Genomic DNA, 17,670 nt, shown 5'->3' with positions numbered 1-17,670 from the left:
GCGGGGCGGCCGGTGATTGCCCCGGCGTTACGGGAAGCGGCGGCGCGTTAAGTCGTGGTCACACCCTGCGGACAGGGCGTTCGCGTATCGGTCACTTCACGGGCAGGTGGTATGCGATCCGGTACCGGTCGGCGGGGACGACGACGTCCGCCGTCTCGACCGGTCTGCCCGACGCGAAGTACGTGCGCTGGATGACGAGGACGACATGGCCGGGCACTCCGCCCAGCGCCATGAGCTCCTCGGCGAGGCCGGGGCGGGCGCCTACCTCCTCCGTCACGTTGTCCACGATCACGTCGATGGCGGACATGCGCTCGACGACGCCGCAGCCGCCGAGGGGGCCTTCCTCGGGGAGCATCACGGGGGTGCGCCCGGTGACCGCCAGGGGCTCCCAGGAGGTGGAGAGCATCATGACCTCTCCCGCGTCCCGGTAGACGTACTTCGTGCACATCACGCGGTCTCCGGCGCGGACGCCGAGGCGCTCGGCGATGGCGCTGCTCGCCTCGGCCTGCTCACTGCGGGACTCCCAGGTGCCACGCGCCGTCTCGTCGGCCTGCTCCTGCTTGAAGGGGGTGGAGCCGCTGACCGGCCGGTATCCGGAGCGGGCGACGCGGCGCGGGACCGGCGTCTCGCGCACATACGTGCCCGACCCCGAGCGTCCCTCGACGAGCCCTTCGGCCATCAGCACCTTGCGGGCTTCGAGAGCGACGGTGTCCGAGACGCCGTACTCCTCGCGGATCCTGGCCTGTGAGGGGAGGCGCGTGTGCGGTGGCAGCGATCCATTGACGATCTTCTGGCGAAGATCACCCGCGACGCGCAGATACGCCGGCTGCTCACCGAATGTCACTGGCTGTACTCCCTAAGACCCATGGCGACCCATCAGATTGACAGACAGCAACAGCGTCGCAACCCTGGGTTGTGCGCCGCAAGCAAAGGCCAAAGAATCACTCGAAGTGATGACATGCGCGGCCGCAAGCCTTTACCCAGGGAGTTTCTCCGGGTAAGGGAATCCTTACACCCTGGCGTCGAGCAACCGTCGAGCGGCGCTCGACCTTCCGTCGAGGCAGGGCGTGACATGCGGCACCCCCGCCATCCGTGGGACCTCCGTCGCGGGTTGCCCGGCTCCCGGCCGGGGCCGCCCGCATCGTCGGTTGCGTGACCCGATCCCGCCGATCCCCCGCCCGCCTCACCGTCCTCCTCGCGCTCGCGGTGCTCGGCGCCTCACCGGGCGCGGCCCTGGCGACGCCCGGCCCCGGCCCGGCACCCGCCGCACCCGCCCCCGTGCCGGCGGGCTCCCCCTCCGAGGCCTCCGAAGCCTGCACCGGCGACCCCGCCTGGGCCCCGGCCGCCACCCGTATCGACCCCGCGAACACCTATCACGCGTACACCGGCAACGGATATCTCGGCGTGCGCGTCCCGCCGTCCGGCGCGGGCTACGCCGAGCCCGGCGACAAGACCGGCTGGCCGCTCTACACGCCGCGCTATGACGGGGCGTTCGCCACCGGGCTCTACGCGCGCGGTCCCGAGAACACGGCGCACCGCGAGGCCATCGCCGCGCTGCCGAACTGGACCGGGCTCGACCTGACGGTGGGCGACGAGACGTACGGCCCGACGAGCCGGATCTCGCACTACCGGCAGACCCTCAGCCTGCGCTGCGGATTCGTCCGTACGTCGCTGACCTGGACGCACAAGGACGGCCGGCGCACCGATCTGACGTACGACGTGCTGGCGGACCGCTCCCACGCGCACACCGGAGCGGTACGGCTGCGCGTCACGCCGCACTGGAGCGGTGAGGCGACCGTCACCGACCGGATCGACGGGCGGGGCGCGCGCCGGATCGCGCCCACCGGCTCCGGCCCCGCGGGCAAGCGCACGATGGCGGTGGGCTTCCGCACGGACGGCACCCGCCACGACGGCGTCGTCGCCTCCACCCTGCGCGCCCCCGGCCGCACCCAAGCGGCGGGCCGCACCGATACGCTGACGAACCATCAGTCCGCTACGTTCTCCGTCGGCACCGGCCGCACGTACACCGTCACCAAGTACGTCGGCGTGGACACGGCCCTGACCTCTCGCACCCCGCACGACTCGGCCGTCGGCGCCTCCCAGCAGGCGGCCGCGGCCGGGTGGGACGAGCTGTTTCGCGAACACACCGCGGCCTGGCGGACGTTGTGGACGTCGGACATCGAGGTGCCGGACCGGCCCGAGATCCAGCAGCAGGTGCGGGCCGCGCGGTACGGGCTCCTCACGGCGGTGCGCGCCGGCGGCCGCGACAGCATCGCGCCCGCCGGGCTCACCAGCGACGCCTACGCGGGCATGGTCTTCTGGGACGCCGAGACGTGGATGTTCCCCGCGCTCCTCGCGGACCGGCCCGACCTGGCGCGCCCGGTCCTCGAATACCGCTACCGCACGCGCGAGGCCGCCGCCGACAACGCCCTCAAGACGTCGGTCAAGGGCCTCATGTACCCATGGACCAGCGCGAGCCGCGGCGCCCTGTGGACGGAGTGCCAGAGCTGGCAGCCGCCGCACTGCGTCACCCAGAACCACCTCCAGGGCGACATCGCGCTCGCCGCCTGGCAGTACTACCTGGCCACGGGCGACCGCGCCTGGCTGCGCTCGCGCGGCCTACCGCTCCTCAAGGGCCTTGCGGAGTACTGGACTTCACGCGTCACGAAGAACGCCGACGGCTCGTACTCCGTCAAGGACGTCGCGGGCCCCGACGAGTACAGCAACGGCGTCGACGACGGGGTCTACACGAACGCCGTCGCGGCCACGGCCCTGCGCTCCGCCGCCCGCGCCGCCCGGCTCGTGGGCGCCGTGCCCCCGGCCGAGTGGACGACGATCGCCGACAGGCTCCGCATCCCGTACGACCCCAGGCGCAAGATCTTCCTCCAGTACGAGGGCTACAACGGCTCGACGATCAAGCAGGCCGACGCGGTCCTGCTGCTGTACCCGCTGGACTGGAAGCCGATGCCGAAGGGCGCGGCGGCGGCGACCCTCGACTACTACGTCGCGCACACCGACCCGGACGGGCCCGCGATGACGGACTCCGTGCACGCGGTGGCCGCCGCGTCGATCGGGGAGCCGGGCTGTGCCACGTACACGTTCCTGCGGCGCGCCTCGAAGCCGTTCTTCCGTGAGCCGTTCGGGCTGTTCTCGGAGGCGCGCGGCACGAAGGCGGGATCCAGTGACCCGCTCGCGGGCACGCCCGCACAGGACTTCCTCACCGGGAAGGGCGGCTTCCTCCAGGTGTTCACGCACGGCCTGACCGGTCTGCGCCTCGAGGAGGACGCCCTGCGGCTTGACCCGTCGCTGCCGCCGCAGCTCGGCAGGGGCGTGACGCTGCGCGGGCTGACCTGGCGCGGACGCACGTACGACATCGCGATCGGGCCGGAGCGTACGACGGTCAGGCTGACCGCGGGCGAGCCGTTCCCCGTCGTCACGCCCACCGGACGCGCCACGGTCGACCGCGGCGGGCTCGTCCTGCGCACCCGGCGCCCCGACCTCGAACCCACCTCCGACCTGGCCCGCTGCCGCACCACGACGGCGACGTCCGAGGAGTCTGGCCTGTACGCGGAGGCGGCGGTGGACGGCAACCCGGTCACCGCCTGGCAGCCGGCGACCGCGCACGCCTCCCTCACGGTCGACCTCGGCCGGACGGGGAAGGTCTCCGGCGTCGACGTGACGGGCACGCGCGCGTACGCGGTGACGACGTCGGCCGACGGTGCGGCGTGGCGGGCCTTCACGCCGGGGCGGGCGGCCCGGTTCGTACGGGTCACCGAGGACGGCGAAAGGCCCGAACCCGTAAAGGAGTTGAGGGTGAGGTAGGGCCCTGCCGCCGACCGGCAGGGCCCTGAGGACGCCGGGCGCCGTGTGCGGCCCCACACCGCGCGACGGCGCCCGGCGGCCGGTCAGCCGGCCTCGGCCGGTACGGCGGCCAGGGAGCGGGACCGCACGACGAACTGGGCGACCGCCGTCACCACCAGGTTCGGGGCGAGCGCGATGAGCCCGGTGTCGACCGTGCCGACGTCCACGCTCCCGAAGGTGAGCCAGATCAGGACCCCGACGCCGGTCAGGATGCCGAGCAGTGCGGGCACGGCGTCCAGACGCACCTTCCTCGCCAGCCCCATGACGATCGCCGGGGCGAGCTGGGTGAGGCCTCCGTAGGTGAGCAGCAGCAGGTCGGACAGGAGTCCGGGCCTGGTCAGGCCGAGCACGAGGGCGAGCGCGGCGGCCGCGACCACACAGAGGTGGTTGGTGCGCAGCTGCGTACGTTCGTTGCGCGCGCTCAGCAGATTGCGGGACAGCAGGCTGGAGATGCCCACGACGATGGCCGCCGAGGGGACCATGGCGGCCGAGGCCGCGGCGACCGCGACGACGCCGACGAGCCAGCCCGGCAGGGTCTGGCCGGCGAGGGTGAGGGCGACGGAGTTCGCGGGCGATCCCGGCTTCACCAGCAGGATTCCGGCGAAGCCGACGATCACCGGGATACCGAGGGCCAGCTGGTAGAGCGGCAGCCAGACCGCGTTCTTGCGCAGGGCGCGCCCGCTTCCGGCGGCGAGGACCGGCGGCCACAGATGGGCCATGGTGCCGAGTCCCCCGCCGATGCCGGAGATGATGACGGCCGTGACGAAGAACGTGGCGTCATAGCCTTCCTGATGGAGCGTCAGGAGCTGCGGGTGACTGTCCCGTACGGTCTCGAAGAGGCCGCCGATGCCCCCCTTCACGGAGACCGCGACGCCGATGAACAGCACCACGAGCCCGACGATCATCAGGGCGTCCTTGAGGTAGGCGACGCGGGCGATGCCGCGGATCCCGGACCACAGGACGAAGCCGACGGTGAGGACGGTCGCGAGGACCATGCTGAGGTTGCCGCCCGTGCGGCTGCCGGTGGCGAGCTGGACGATCATGCCGAGCCCGGTGATCTGGAGCTGGAGGTACGGCAGCAGGAAGACCGCGCCGACGACGGCGACGGCCTTGCCGAGCAGAGGGCTGCGGTAGCGGTCGGCGAAGAAGTCCGCCTGCGTCAAGTAGCCGCCCTTGCGGCCGAGTTCCCGCATCCGGGGTGCGGTGAAGTACTGCAGGACGAAGTTGATCGCGAGGTAGCACAGGGCGAAGGCGGCTGCGACGCCTCCGCCGAAGGCGATGCCGGCGAGGCCGAGGAAGCTGAACGTCGTGAAGGACTCGCCCGCCTGGAGGAACCAGGTGGTGAAGGTGGAGAACTTCCGTTTCCCCACGGTCCATTCGCCGAGTTCCCCGCGGCGCGGTCTGCGCCCGCTCACGCCGACGACGGCGATGGAGACCATGCCGATGAGGGTGATGGCCATGGTGGTGTTCATGCGGCGGCCTCCTCGGCCTCGTCGCGGTCGGCGCGTGCGTTGTCGGTGCGCGCGAAGTGCTCGACGAGGGCGAGCGAGGCCGTCGTACCGGCCGTCCACAGCAGACACCAGGCGAGGACGGACGGGATGCCGAACCAGAGGTACGGGCCGTTGACGAAGGGCAGGAACGGCGTGCTGAGGAAAGCCAGTACGGGCACGAAGGCCCAGATCACGTGCGGTTTTCTCATCAGGGCTCCATACGGCTGCGGGAGGTGCGGCTAGGCGGGAAAGGGGCGGCGGCGTCCGTGTCCGGTGGCGGCCTCGTAGGCGGCGCCGACCTCGAGCACGGTCCGCTCGGCGCGGGGCGGGCCGACGATCTGAAGGCCGACGGGGAGCCCGGCGGCCGAGAAGCCGGCCGGCACGGACAGGGCGGGTGCGCCCAGGACCGAGATGAAGTACGCCGAGCGCATCCAGTCGAGATAGGTGTGCTGCGGCTGCCCGTCGATGACGGTCGGGTACTCCGCCTCGACGTCGAAGGGGGTGACCTGGCTGACGGGTGCGACCAGGACGTCGTAGCGCTCGAAGAAGCCGACGGCGGCGAGGTGGATGCGGGCGTGCTCGGCGGTGGCGCGGGCGAGGTCGGCGCCGGTCAGGCGCCGCCCCTCCTCGATGTTCCAGACGAGGCTGTCCTTCAGGGACGCGCGGTCGCTGTCGAGGAGCGCGCCGAGGCCGTGGTTGAACTCCTGGGCCCGCAGCGTGCGGAAGACGTCCTCGGCGCCGTCCAGGTCGGGACAGTCCTCGACGACGGCGCAGCCGAGGTCCTCGAAGACCTTGGCCTGCCGTTCGAAGACGTCGCGCACGTCGGGGTCGACGGCGACCCGCCCGCCGAGGTCGGGTGCGAACGCGACCCGCAGCCCCGCCGTGTCCCGCCCGAGCGGTGCGCGGAAGGCGGCGCCCGGCCCCTCCAGGGAGATCGGGACGCGCGGGTCGGGCCCCGCCATGACGGACAGCAGCAGCGCGGTGTCGGCGACGGTGCGCCCCATGGGCCCGGCGACGGCGAGGGTCTCCCACAGGTTGCCGGCCGGGTGCGAGGGGACGCGGCCGGGGGTGGGGCGCAGGCCGACGACGTTGCAGAAGGACGCCGGGTTGCGCAGGGAGCCACCCATGTCGCTGCCGTCGGCCAGCGGCTGGAACCCGGCGGCGAGCGCGGCCGCGGCCCCGCCACTGCTGCCGCCCGCGGACCGCGTCGTGTCGTACGGGTTCCTGGTCGCGCCGAACACGGGGTTGAACGTGTGCGAACCGGCCGCGAACTCGGGGACGTTGGTCTTCCCGATGCGGATGGCGCCCGCGTCCTGGATGCGCCGCACGAGCAGCTCGTCCTCGTCGGGGACGTGGTCGGCGAAGAGGGGCGAGCCGTGCGTGGTGCGCATGCCGCGGGTGAGGTGGGTGTCCTTGAACGCGATGGGCAGGCCGTGCAGCGGCCCGAGCTCCTCGCCGCGCGCCTGGCGCGCGTCGGCGGCGGCGGCCTCGGCGAGCGCGCCCTCGGGGTCGAGGGTGACGATCGCGTTGACGGCGGGGTTGAGGCGTTCGATGCGGTCGAGGTGGGCCCGGACGACCTCACGGGCCGACAGCTCACCACGACGGACACGTGCCGCGAGGTCGACGGCGTCGAGGACGCAGATTTCGTCCGGTGCGGGAGCGGAGCCGGCGGGGCCGGTGGGAGCGGGCATGGCAGTCCTAGGGCAGCGGGCGCGGGGGACGTCGCCGTGCGGGGCCGGACAGGTCCGGGGCAGCGGCGCGCGTGGTGCACCACATTGAAGCCATTGACCGTTTCAGTCAACACCTAAGACTCAATGAACTTTTAAGACACCACTCCTTCACTCGTGAATATTTCGGTCACGTCATCGCCGTCAACTGGACGCCGACTAAACGTCAGCTGGACGTCGGGAACTCCACCCCACTGCGCTTGAACGCGTCGACCACCAGATGCGACTGCACGGCCTCCACGTGCCGCACCCAGGGCGAGGCGGTCAGGAACTCGTACAGCGCCGCCTTCGACGGCTGCGTCACGTCGACCAGGAGCTGATGCTCACCCATGACCACGGCCGCGTACCGCACGAGCGGCGACTCCACGAGCAGCCGCCCCACCTTCTCGACCTCGTCGGGGCGGGTCCTGATCCACAGGAGCGCCTCGACCGGGAGGCCGAGCAGCGCGGGCTCGACGGCGGCCCGGATGCTCACGTGCCCGTCGCGGGTGAGCGTCTCGACGCGGCGGCGGGCGGTCGCCACGGAGACCCCGGCGACGGCGGCCAGGTCCTCGTGCGTACGCCGCCCGTCTTCGGCGAGCGCCCCCAGGATCGCGTGCTCCTCGGGCCCGACCTCGACCTCCGGGAGCCCGATCTCGTCGACGATGCCCGACAGCCCGCCGAGCGCCTCGATCTCCCCGGCCCCGAGGATCCCCGGCGACCACTCGTGCACGGTCCTGAAGTACCGCAGTACCGGCGACACGCTCTGGGAGACGAGACCGGGCAGCGCGGGCACCTCGTCGAGCATCAGCGGCGCCAACTGCCCCTGAGAAAACTGAAGTTCGGCCACACAGTCGACGGGTCCCGCGAGCGCGTACGAGAAGATGCAGTCCGCGCGCCGGGCCGCGGCCACGGCCGCGTCGCGCACCGATCCCGGCCGGCATGTCATCCGCAGAATCACGGTCTCGCCCCGCACGACGAGCCCCCGCACGGCCACGTCCCCACTCTCCAGCAACCGCAGCCCACGCCGCGCCACCTTCCGCTCGGGCTCCCCGATCGCGGCCGCGATCCGCCGCCACGACGCCCGCCCATCGATCTGAAGGGCGGCAACGATGCGCCGGTCGAGGGGGTCGAGGGGGGTGGGGGCCGGGTGTGCGGGGGCTGTCGGGGCGGCAGGGGCTGGGTGCTTCACAGGACTGACCATAACGAGCGGGTGTGGTGGGCTGGGCCGGGGCTGTACGGCCGGTCGACTGCCTCGAACCGGACAGGAACCACAACCACAACCGCAAGCGCAACCGGAGCAGGGACAGGAACCGGGCCCCGCCCCTACGCCGCCCCGGCCGCGAGCCGGGCCTGCTCGTCCTCCACGATCCGGCGGGCCAGCGACGTATCGGAGACGTCCACGGCGTCGGGGGTCGCCTCGGCCGTCGCGCTGCGGCGCGCGTAGGCGTCGAAGAGCCGGGACTTGTTCTCGAGGAGCTTCACCATGCGCTCGTCCACGCCCCCCGTGGCGAGCAGCCGGTGGACCTGGACCGAGCGCACCTGCCCCATGCGATGGGCGCGCGCCACGGCCTGGTGCTCAACGGTCGGCTTGACCTGGGGCTCGCAGATGATCACGACGGTCGCGGCCTGCATATTGAGCCCCACGCCCCCGGCCTCGATCTGCGCCAGGAGCACCGCGTGACCGGACACGGCGGCGAACTCGTCGACGAGCTGCTGCCTGCGCGCGGGCGGCACGCTCCCCGAGACCGGGCCGAACAGGGCGGCGCCGTCGAGCGCGTCCTTCACCACGGCGAGAACGTCACGGAAGGTGGAGAACACCACGACCTTCAGCCCGTTCTCCGCCGCGTCCTCGACGATCTCGCGCAGCCGGTTCAGCTTCGCCGACGACTCGGGCCGCGCGTACGCCGCACGGCGCATCGCCATGAAGTTCCCGGCCCGGACCGCCTCCCGATAGGCCTCCTCGTCCGACGCGCTCAACTCCTCCCATTCGTCGGTGTGCTGGAGCGCCGGGAGCTCGGTCAGCACGTCCTCCTGGTTGCGGCGGAGATAGACGGGGGCGACGGCCTTGCGGAAGGCCTTCGAGCCGGCCACTCCGTCGCGGTCGCCGACGACGTCGGCCAGATCGGGCCGGAGGATCTGCACGAGGCTGCGGAACTCGGCGACGCGGTTCTCCATCGGCGTACCGCTCATGAAGAGCACGCGTTCGCAGCGCCCGGCCCACTCGGCGACGGTGCGGGAGCGGCGGGTCTGCGGATTCTTCACGTAGTGCGCCTCGTCCACGACCAGCATGCCGAGCTCGCCGCCGCCGGGGACGGGGAAGCGGCGCAGCGCGTCGAAGGTGGTCACGCCGACACCGCCGCGGCCCTTCCAGTCGGCGTACGCGTCCTGCCGGTCGGGGCCGTGCAGGGGCAGGACGCGCAGCTTGCTGCGGGACTCGATCTCGCGCGTCCAGTTGATCAGTACGCTCGCCGGGCAGACGACCATGAAGTGAGTCCTGCCCTCTGCCGCGAGATGCGCCAGGGCGGCGATGGCCTGGATGGTCTTGCCGAGCCCCATTTCGTCGCCGAGGATCACCTTGCGCTGGGCCAGGGCGAACCGGGCGCCGAAGGCCTGGTAGCCGCGCAGCGACACCCGGCGCCGCGTGTCGTCGAGCGCCTGCCCGCGGACCCGTTCGGCGACCTCGTCGGGCAGGAACCCTTCGGAGGCGGCCGTGTCAGGGGCGCGCCCCGAGATCTCGGCGAGCAGGCTGTAGTACTCGGCGGACCGCAACTCGAAGTCGACCCAGGCCGCCACGTCGTCCGGGGAACCGCGCAACAGGTCCACCGACGCCTGGGCGAGCAGCTCCGGGTGCCCGGCGCGCACCGCCTCCTCGGTCAGCGCACGGATCTCCGCAACAGCCCCAAGTGCCCGCGCCCGCTTGGCCTTCCCGACCAGCAGCATCCGAAACCGCCCGGCGGCCGGTCGAGCGTCGGCCAGCAGCGGACCGAGCCGCTCGGCAAGGGCCGCAGCGGTCTCGACGGCACGCCGCGCCTCGGGCCCCGCCTCCACCAGAACATGCAGGGCGCTGACGAGTGCGGTGGTACGCGGCTCGGGCCGGTCCACATCGATGTGGACGGCGACGGTCTCCCGGACGGCATCGGAAATCTGCCGAGCGGCAGCGACCAGCTGATTGGCGGTCTGCTCCCCCACGCCAGGAATCTGCCGCAACCGATAGGTCCCGGCCTCAAGAACCTGAAGAACGGAGGACAGCCCGCTCCTCTCCACCTCCCCGAGCCTCAACCGCCCCTCGGTGACGTCCTTGAGCCGAGCCACAGAAATAGCCGCCAAGGCCTGCGCGGCCTCGGCCTCATGAATCGGCTGCAAAGCGCTCCTGACGGCCTCGACGGCCCGAGCATGATCCTCAACAACCCCCCGAGCGGCCCCCTCCAGCCGCACGCCCCCGCCGACAACCCCCCGCTCCCGCCGCCCCATCCCAGCCCTTCCTCGCTCCCGTCCCGGCATCCTGCCACCGCCGCCCCCACGAACAACGCCCGCCCGACAGCAAACCAGGGCCCACCCCCGAAGAGGCGGACCCTGGATGACCTGCGGGTGAGGCGGATCAGACGTTGAACCGGAACTCCACCACGTCCCCGTCCTGCATCACGTAATCCTTGCCCTCCATGCGGGCCTTGCCCTTGGCGCGGGACTCGGCGACCGAGCCCGTTTCCATCAGGTCGTCGAAGGAGATGACCTCCGCCTTGATGAAGCCCTTCTGGAAGTCGGTGTGGATCACGCCGGCTGCCTCGGGGGCCGTGGCGCCCTTCTTGATGGTCCAGGCGCGCGTTTCCTTCGGGCCTGCCGTCAGGTACGTCTGGAGGCCGAGGGTGTCGAAGCCGACGCGGCCGAGCGTGGCCAGGCCGGGCTCTTCCTGGCCCATCGACTGGAGGAGTTCGAGCGCCTCGTCGTCGTCGAGCTCGATCAGCTCGGACTCGATCTTGGCGTTGAGGAAGATCGCCTCGGCAGGGGCGACCAGGGCGCGCTGCTCGTTCTTGAAGTCCTCGTCGACCAGCTCGTCCTCGTCCACGTTGAACACGTAGAGGAAGGGCTTGGTGGTGAGGAGGTGCAGCTCGTGGAGCAGGCGGCCCTTCTCCGTGCCGGCGGTGATGCCCGCGGCGAAGAGCGTCGTGCCGGACTCGAGGATCTTCTGCGCCTCCTCGACCGCGGCGAGCACCGCGACCTTCTCCTTCTGGAGGCGGGACTCCTTCTGGAGGCGCGGGACCTGCTTCTCGACGGACTGGAGGTCCGCGAGGATCAGCTCGGTATTGATCGTCTCGATGTCGTCCTTGGGCGAGACCTTGCCGTCGACGTGCACGACGTTCTCGTCCTTGAAGGCGCGGATGACCTGGCAGATCGCGTCCGACTCGCGGATGTTCGCGAGAAACTTGTTGCCCAGGCCCTCACCCTCGGAGGCGCCGCGCACGATGCCCGCGATGTCGACGAAGTCGACCGTCGCCGGGAGGATCTTCTGGGAGCCGAAGACCCCGGCGAGCTTGGCGAGGCGGGGGTCGGGGACACCGACCACGCCCACGTTCGGCTCGATCGTGGCGAACGGGTAGTTGGCCGCCAGCACGTCGTTCTTGGTCAGGGCGTTAAAAAGGGTCGACTTGCCGACATTCGGCAGGCCGACGATTCCGATCGTGAGCGACACGTTGCGACTTCCCGTACGTGAGGATGGAGGACCCCCAGTCTACGGCGTGCCGCGCCACCCCCCGGCGCCCTCTCGAACGCTTGGCCAAGGTCGGCGAAACCGCGTGTCCCGGAGCGGATTCCACACATAACCCGACCTAAGTTGGTGCGGTGGAACAACCCAGTCGCACTCCGCCGCGCGCCCCGCAGAACCGGACCCGCCGCACACCCCCGCTCCCCCCGCAGGCGCAGGGCGGCAGCGACGGACGCGACGGGCCCTCCGGGTCCCGTTCCGGAACGGTGTACCGGGCGTCGGGCAAGAGCGGCGCCAAGGCGCCTCGCCCCGTGCCGCCGGTCGTCCTCGCGCTGCGCCGCTTCCCCGATCCGCGCCTCACCGGCCTGGGCAGCGGGCTGTTCTGCACGGCCTCGATGTTCGCGCTCGCCCTCCTGGACGCCCTGCTGTTCGGCGGCTCGATCGTCGTGTACGGGGTGCTGTTCCTGCTGATGAGCACGCTCACCGCGATGTGGGTGCGGCCCGCCGACCTGGTGGCCGCGCCCGTCGCCGTGCCGATCGGCTTCGCCGTCGGGATCCTGCCGGTGGCCGACGGCTCGGGCGGGTTCGGCGGGCAGGTGATGGGGCTGGTGACGGCCCTGGCGATGCACGCGGGCTGGCTCTACGGCGGCACGCTCGTCGCCGGACTCGTCGTGACCGTGCGGGGCATCCGCCACATGGCCCGTCGCGCGGCCCGCCGCCGAGCCCTCGCCCAGGCCCGCGCCGGCTCCCCCGGCACGCCGGCACAACAGGTGACCTCGGCCCCGCGCCCCCGGCGGCACACGGCCTGAAGGCCAGGGGGCAGGGGGCAGGGGGGCAGGAGGCCAGGAGGCCCGCGCCCTTTACCCCTCCCCCCTCCGCCTCCGCCTCCGCGACCTCTACATCTGCTGCGCCGCCGCCATGGCCGCCCCCACGATCCCCGCGTTGTTCTGCAGTTGCGCCGGGACGATCTCCGCCTTGATGCCCTTGATCAGGGGCAGGAATCTGTCGGCCTTGCGGCTGACGCCGCCGCCGATGATGAACAGTCCGGGCGAGAACAGCATCTCGACGTGCGCCAGGTACTTCTGGACGCGGTGCGCCCAGTGCTCCCAGCTCAGGTCGTGGTCTTCCTTCGCCTTCGTCGAGGCGTGCTTCTCGGCGTCGTGGCCGTTCAGCTCCAGATGACCGAGCTCGGTGTTCGGGACGAGCTGTCCGTCGATGAACAGGGCGCTGCCGATGCCGGTGCCGAAGGTGAGGAGCAGGACCACGCCCTTGCGGCCGCGGCCCGCGCCGAAGTGCATCTCGGCGACGCCCGCCGCGTCCGCGTCGTTCAGGACCGTCACGGGGAGCCCGCCGAGCCGCTCGCCGAGGAGGGCGCGGGCGTCGACGTCGATCCACGACTTGTCGACATTGGCGGCCGTACGGATCGTGGCGCCGCCCGTGACCACGCCGGGGAAGGTGATGCCGACCCGGTCGGGCCGGGTGCCGAAGTGCTCCACTACCTCTTTCACCCCGCCGGCCACGCCGTCGGGCGTGGCCGGGTGCGGGGTGAGGACCTTGAACCGCTCCTGTGCCAGGTCTCCGCGGTCCAGGTCAACGGGTGCGCCCTTGATCCCTGATCCGCCGATGTCCACGCCGAAGATCTGCATGGACACCACGTTACGACGAGTGGCTGAACGTCACTCCTCGGAAGAGCCGTCTCCCGTGAGGGCGGCGGCCTCCGCGCGCAGGTCCCGGCGGAGTTCCTTCGGCAGCGAGAAGGTGATGGACTCCTCGGCGGTCTTCACGGTCTCCACGTCGGCGTAACCTCGCTCGGCCAGCCACTCCAGTACGCCGTCCACCAGCACGTCGGGGACCGAGGCGCCGGAGGTGAGGCCGACCGTGGTGACGCCCTCGAGCCAGGTCTCGTCGATCTCGGCGGCGAAGTCCACCAGGTGGGCGGCGGGCGCGCCGGCGTCCAGGGCGACCTCGACCATGCGGATCGAGTTCGAGGAGTTCTTGGAGCCGACGACGATGACGAGCTCGGCGTCCTCGGCCAGCTTCTTCACCGCGATCTGGCGGTTCTGCGTGGCGTAGCAGATGTCGTCGCTGGGCGGCGAGAGCAGGTTCGGGAACTTGGCCTTGAGGGCGTCGACCGTCTCCATGGTCTCGTCCACGGAGAGCGTGGTCTGGGAGAGCCAGACGACCTTCGACTCGTCCCGCACCTCCACGTTCGCCACGTCCTCGGGGCCGTCGACCAGCGTGATGTGGTCGGGGGCCTCGCCCGAGGTGCCGATGACCTCTTCGTGTCCCTCGTGGCCGATCAGGAGGATGTCGTAGTCCTCCTTCGCGAAGCGGACGGCTTCCTTGTGGACCTTGGTGACGAGCGGGCAGGTCGCGTCGATGGTGGCGAGCTTGCCGGCCGCGGCCTCGTCGTGGACGACGGGCGCGACGCCGTGCGCCGAGAACATCACGATGGAGCCCTCGGGGACCTCCTGGGTCTGCTCGACGAAGACGGCGCCCTTCCGCTCCAGGGTCTGCACGACGTACTTGTTGTGGACGATCTCGTGGCGGACATAGATCGGGGCCCCGTACTGCTCAAGGGCCTTCTCGACGGCGATCACGGCACGGTCCACACCGGCGCAGTAGCCCCGGGGGGCGGCGAGCAGGACGCGGCGGGGGCCAGTCGTAGCAGTCATGCCCACCATCGTAAGGCCGCGTCCAACAGGTCAAAGATCCACCGTTTGGTGAGACTGGAGGCCCGTGCGCGACGACGTGCGCGACAAACGGAGGCCCGATGTCCGCCCACACCGCTCCACCAGCCGGGGAAGAAGGACTGCCGCCCGCGGGAGAGGACACGCTGCGGCGCAGCCTCGGCTTCCGGGACCTCGTCGTCTACGGGCTCCTGTTCATCGCCCCGATGGCCCCCGTAGGCGTCTTCGGCACCCTCGACGCCAAGTCGCACGGCGCTGTCGCGCTGGTGTACGTCGTCGCGACCGTCGCGATGGCGTTCACCGCGTTCAGCTACGCGCAGATGGTGCGGGTCGCCCCGCAGGCCGGCTCGGTCTTCACCTACGCGCGCGTGGGGCTCGGTGAGGCGCCGGGGTTCATCGCCGGGTGGATGGCGATGCTCGACTACCTGCTCATCCCGGCGGTCGCCTATCTCTTCTCCGGGATCGCGATGAACGCGCTGGTGCCGTCGGTGTCGCGCTGGGTGTGGACGGCGCTGGCCGTGATCATCACGACGCTCCTGAACCTGTGGGGCGTGCGGGCGGCGGCCCGCGTCGGCTTCGCGGTCCTGGCGATGGAGATCGTCGTTCTGCTCGTGTTCCTCGCGTCGGCGATCGTCGTGCTCGTACGCGACGGGGCGGAGCGCGGCTGGCTCTCGCCGCTGACAGGGGACGGCTCGCGGGGCGCGTTCGCGCTGTCGGCGGTCGTCGGCGCGGTGTCCGTCGCCGTGCTGTCGTATCTGGGCTTCGACGCGATCGTGTCGTTCGCGGAGGAGGTCACGGGCGGCTCGGCGAAGGTGGCGCGGGCGGTGCTGTTCTGTCTGGCGCTCGCGGGTGTCCTGTTCATCGCGCAGACCTATCTCGTGGCGCTGCTCGAACCGGTGTCGTCGGCGGAGCTCGCCGCTGACCCGGCCAAGCAGGGGTCCGCGTTCTACGACGCGATCGACGTGTCCGTCGGCGGATGGCTGCACGATCTGGTGGCGGTCAGCAAGGCGATCGGCGCGGCGTTCGCGGCACTGGCCGGGCAGGCGGCGGCCGGGCGGCTGCTCTTCGCGATGGCCCGCGACCGGCGGCTGCCGAAGGCGCTGTCACGGACGGACTCCGGGGTGCCGCGGGTCGCGCTGCTGTGCGCGGCGGTGGTGACGCTGGTGGCGGCGGTCTGGGCGGCCCGCAGGGACGACGGCCTCGACCATCTGGTCTCCGTGGTGGACATCGGCGCTCTCACGGCGTTCGTGCTGCTGCACGCGAGCGTGGTGGGCTGGTTCGTGGTGCGGCGCGGCGCGGGGACATTCAGCTGGTGGCGGCATCTGCTCGTGCCGGTGCTCGGCGCGGCCGTCACGATCGCGGTGATCGTGGAGGCGTCGGGCACGGCCCAGGTGGTGGGCGCGATCTGGCTGGCGGTGGGGCTCGTGGTGCTGGTGGCGCAGAGGGGGCGGCGGGGCGAGCGGGTGGTCTGACGGAGCGCGGGGGGTGACGGGGCGAGCGGGTGGTCTGACGGGGCGCGGGGGTCTGACGGGACGTCCGGCTGCTGTGCGCGTACGGGCGCCGGCTCCCTCCCCGTACACCCGGGCTATGCCCCGTCCCCGTACGCCCTCCGTACGTCCCTCGTACGTCCTTCGCGTCACGGAGCGTTGTCGGTGGGTGCGGCTACGCTCACCGGCATGGCTGTGAATACGTCCGCGGACGCCCCGCTGCCCGTCGGGGAGGTGTCGCGGCTCATCGGGCGGTGGATCGACCGGCTCGGTGCCGTGTGGGTCGAGGGACAGATCACCCAGCTGTCCCGGCGCCCCGGCGCCGGCGTCGTCTTCCTGACGCTGCGCGATCCGTCGCACGACATCTCGGTCGGCGTCACCTGCTACCGGCAGGTGTTCGACGCGGTCGCGGACGTCGTGACCGAGGGCGCGCGCGTCGTCGTCCAGGCGAAGCCGGAGTGGTACGCGCCGCGCGGCCAGCTGTCGCTGCGGGCCTCCGAGATCAGACCGGTGGGGGTCGGTGAACTGCTCGCCAGGCTGGAGCAGTTGAAGAAGTCCCTGGCCGGCGAGGGGCTCTTCGCCCCGGAGCGCAAGAAGCCGCTGCCGTTCCTGCCGCAGCTCATCGGGCTCGTGTGCGGGCGCGCGTCGGCCGCCGAGCGGGACGTCCTGGAGAACGCGCGGCACCGCTGGCCCGCCGTCCGCTTCGAGGTGCGCAATGTGCCGGTCCAGGGCGTGCACGCCGTGCCGCAGGTCGTGCAGGCGGTCAAGGAGCTGGACTCGCTCGACGACGTCGACGTGATCATCGTGGCGCGCGGCGGCGGCAGCGTGGAGGACCTCCTGCCGTTCTCGGACGAGCAGCTGGTCCGGGCGGTCGCCGCCTGCCGCACGCCGGTCGTCTCGGCGATCGGCCACGAGCCGGACAACCCGCTCCTCGACCACGTCGCGGACCTGCGCGCCTCCACACCGACCGACGCGGCCAAGAAGGTCGTGCCGGACGTCGGCGAGGAGTACGAGCGGGTGCAGTGGCTGCGGGACCGGGCGCGGCGCAGCGTCGAGTCGTTCGTGGACCGGGAGGAGCGCGGGCTCAGACAGGCCCTCGCCCGGCCGGTCATGGAGGACCCGCACCGCATGATCGAGGTGCGCGAGGAGCAGGTGACGGCGCTGGCCGAGCGAGGCCGGCGCACCCTCGGGCACCTCCTCGACCGCGCCGAGTCGGAGCTGTCGCACACGCACGCGCGCGTGGTGGCCCTGTCCCCCGCCGCGACCCTCAAGCGGGGTTACGCGGTGCTCCAGAAGGCGGACGGGGACGTCGTGCGCGCCGCGGACGACGTGGCGGCGGACGAGGTGCTGCGGGCGCGGGTCGCCGAGGGCGAATTCACCGTACGGGTCGAGACCGCGAACCAGGAGAGCGCATGACCACGAAGACCGACGAGGCCGGGCTCGGCTACGAGCAGGCGCGGGACGAGCTGATCGAGGTCGTCCGGCGGCTGGAGGCGGGCGGCACGTCGCTGGAGGAGTCGCTCGCGCTGTGGGAGCGGGGCGAGGAGCTGGCGAAGGTGTGCCGCCGCTGGCTGGACGGTGCGCGGGCGCGCCTGGACGCGGCGCTGGCGGAGACCGGGCCGGACGGGGGCACGGACGACGAGGAGTGAGCGGCGGGGAGCTGCGGACGGTGAGCGGGACGAGGCACGGCGTCAGGGCTTTGTGAAGCGGGTCACGAGGTTCCGGCTTTGGTTG

14 protein-coding genes are annotated in these 17,670 nt (G+C 71.8%); 5 read left to right on the top strand and 9 right to left on the bottom strand.

The annotated features are described in order from the left end of the window. Nucleotides 1–91: 91 nt before the first annotated feature. A complete protein-coding gene (locus tag ACWIGU_RS32145; protein ID WP_454405183.1) occupies nt 92–844 on the bottom strand; it encodes a GntR family transcriptional regulator in 753 nt (250 codons plus the stop codon). 308 nt (nt 845–1,152) lie between these two features. Between ACWIGU_RS32145 and ACWIGU_RS32140 the strand changes: the two genes are divergently transcribed. Continuing rightward, the gene (locus ACWIGU_RS32140; RefSeq protein ID WP_454405182.1) at nt 1,153–3,822 is read left to right on the top strand and encodes a glycosyl hydrolase family 65 protein; all 2,670 of its coding nucleotides are present in this window, start codon (nt 1,153–1,155) and stop codon (nt 3,820–3,822) included. Nucleotides 3,823–3,905: 83 nt separating this feature from the next. Here the strand turns inward: ACWIGU_RS32140 and ACWIGU_RS32135 are convergent, their stop codons facing one another. From ACWIGU_RS32135 to ychF, 6 genes are all read right to left on the bottom strand, one after another. Next, entirely contained in the window at nt 3,906–5,333 is a 1,428-nt protein-coding gene (locus ACWIGU_RS32135; RefSeq protein WP_454405181.1) for a sodium:solute symporter family protein, read from the bottom strand. After that, the gene (locus ACWIGU_RS32130) at nt 5,330–5,560 is read right to left on the bottom strand and encodes a hypothetical protein (protein ID WP_356277064.1); all 231 of its coding nucleotides are present in this window, start codon (nt 5,558–5,560) and stop codon (nt 5,330–5,332) included. The genes ACWIGU_RS32135 and ACWIGU_RS32130 overlap by 4 nt, the downstream gene beginning before the upstream one ends. 30 nt (nt 5,561–5,590) lie before the next feature. Further along, a complete protein-coding gene (locus ACWIGU_RS32125; RefSeq protein ID WP_454405180.1) occupies nt 5,591–7,042 on the bottom strand; it encodes an amidase in 1,452 nt (483 codons plus the stop codon). Between the two features lie 202 nt (nt 7,043–7,244). Next, nucleotides 7,245–8,249 (bottom strand): Lrp/AsnC family transcriptional regulator, encoded by a 1,005-nt coding sequence (locus ACWIGU_RS32120; protein ID WP_454405179.1) that lies wholly within the window; start codon nt 8,247–8,249, stop codon nt 7,245–7,247. A 134-nt stretch (nt 8,250–8,383) separates the two neighbouring features. Next, complete coding sequence (locus ACWIGU_RS32115; RefSeq protein ID WP_454405178.1) at nt 8,384–10,531, bottom strand: DEAD/DEAH box helicase; 2,148 nt, start codon at nt 10,529–10,531, stop codon at nt 8,384–8,386. Between the two features lie 127 nt (nt 10,532–10,658). Beyond that, nucleotides 10,659–11,747 (bottom strand): redox-regulated ATPase YchF, encoded by a 1,089-nt coding sequence (gene ychF / locus ACWIGU_RS32110; RefSeq protein WP_454405177.1) that lies wholly within the window; start codon nt 11,745–11,747, stop codon nt 10,659–10,661. 149 nt (nt 11,748–11,896) lie between these two features. Here ychF and ACWIGU_RS32105 point away from each other — a divergent pair, with 149 nt between their 5' ends. Next, nucleotides 11,897–12,568: a DUF6542 domain-containing protein gene (locus ACWIGU_RS32105; protein WP_454405176.1), complete on the top strand. Its 672-nt coding sequence runs from the start codon at nt 11,897–11,899 to the stop codon at nt 12,566–12,568. Between the two features lie 87 nt (nt 12,569–12,655). Here ACWIGU_RS32105 and ppgK read toward each other — a convergent pair whose 3' ends face one another. Next, nucleotides 12,656–13,405, bottom strand: a complete 750-nt coding sequence (gene ppgK / locus ACWIGU_RS32100) for a polyphosphate--glucose phosphotransferase (RefSeq protein ID WP_454405175.1) — start codon at nt 13,403–13,405, stop codon at nt 12,656–12,658. 30 nt (nt 13,406–13,435) lie between these two features. Next, nucleotides 13,436–14,434 (bottom strand): 4-hydroxy-3-methylbut-2-enyl diphosphate reductase, encoded by a 999-nt coding sequence (locus tag ACWIGU_RS32095; RefSeq protein ID WP_356277101.1) that lies wholly within the window; start codon nt 14,432–14,434, stop codon nt 13,436–13,438. 98 nt (nt 14,435–14,532) lie between these two features. Between ACWIGU_RS32095 and ACWIGU_RS32090 the strand changes: the two genes are divergently transcribed. The 3 genes from ACWIGU_RS32090 to ACWIGU_RS32080 all read left to right on the top strand — a co-directional run bounded on the left by ACWIGU_RS32090 (nt 14,533) and on the right by ACWIGU_RS32080 (nt 17,585). Further along, nucleotides 14,533–15,921 carry an APC family permease gene (locus ACWIGU_RS32090; protein ID WP_454405174.1) on the top strand — a complete coding sequence of 463 codons (1,389 nt, stop codon included), beginning with the start codon at nt 14,533–14,535 and terminating at the stop codon, nt 15,919–15,921. Between the two features lie 204 nt (nt 15,922–16,125). Next, nucleotides 16,126–17,352: an exodeoxyribonuclease VII large subunit gene (gene xseA / locus ACWIGU_RS32085; protein ID WP_454405173.1), complete on the top strand. Its 1,227-nt coding sequence runs from the start codon at nt 16,126–16,128 to the stop codon at nt 17,350–17,352. Then, nucleotides 17,349–17,585: an exodeoxyribonuclease VII small subunit gene (locus ACWIGU_RS32080; protein WP_454405172.1), complete on the top strand. Its 237-nt coding sequence runs from the start codon at nt 17,349–17,351 to the stop codon at nt 17,583–17,585. Before xseA ends, ACWIGU_RS32080 begins: the two co-directional genes overlap by 4 nt. Nucleotides 17,586–17,670: the final 85 nt, after the last annotated feature.

It is taken from the genome of Streptomyces sp. NPDC055400, assembly GCF_053644375.1.
Note: the sequence above shows the minus strand (reverse complement) of the source record. Positions and strands in the feature narration are given on the sequence as shown.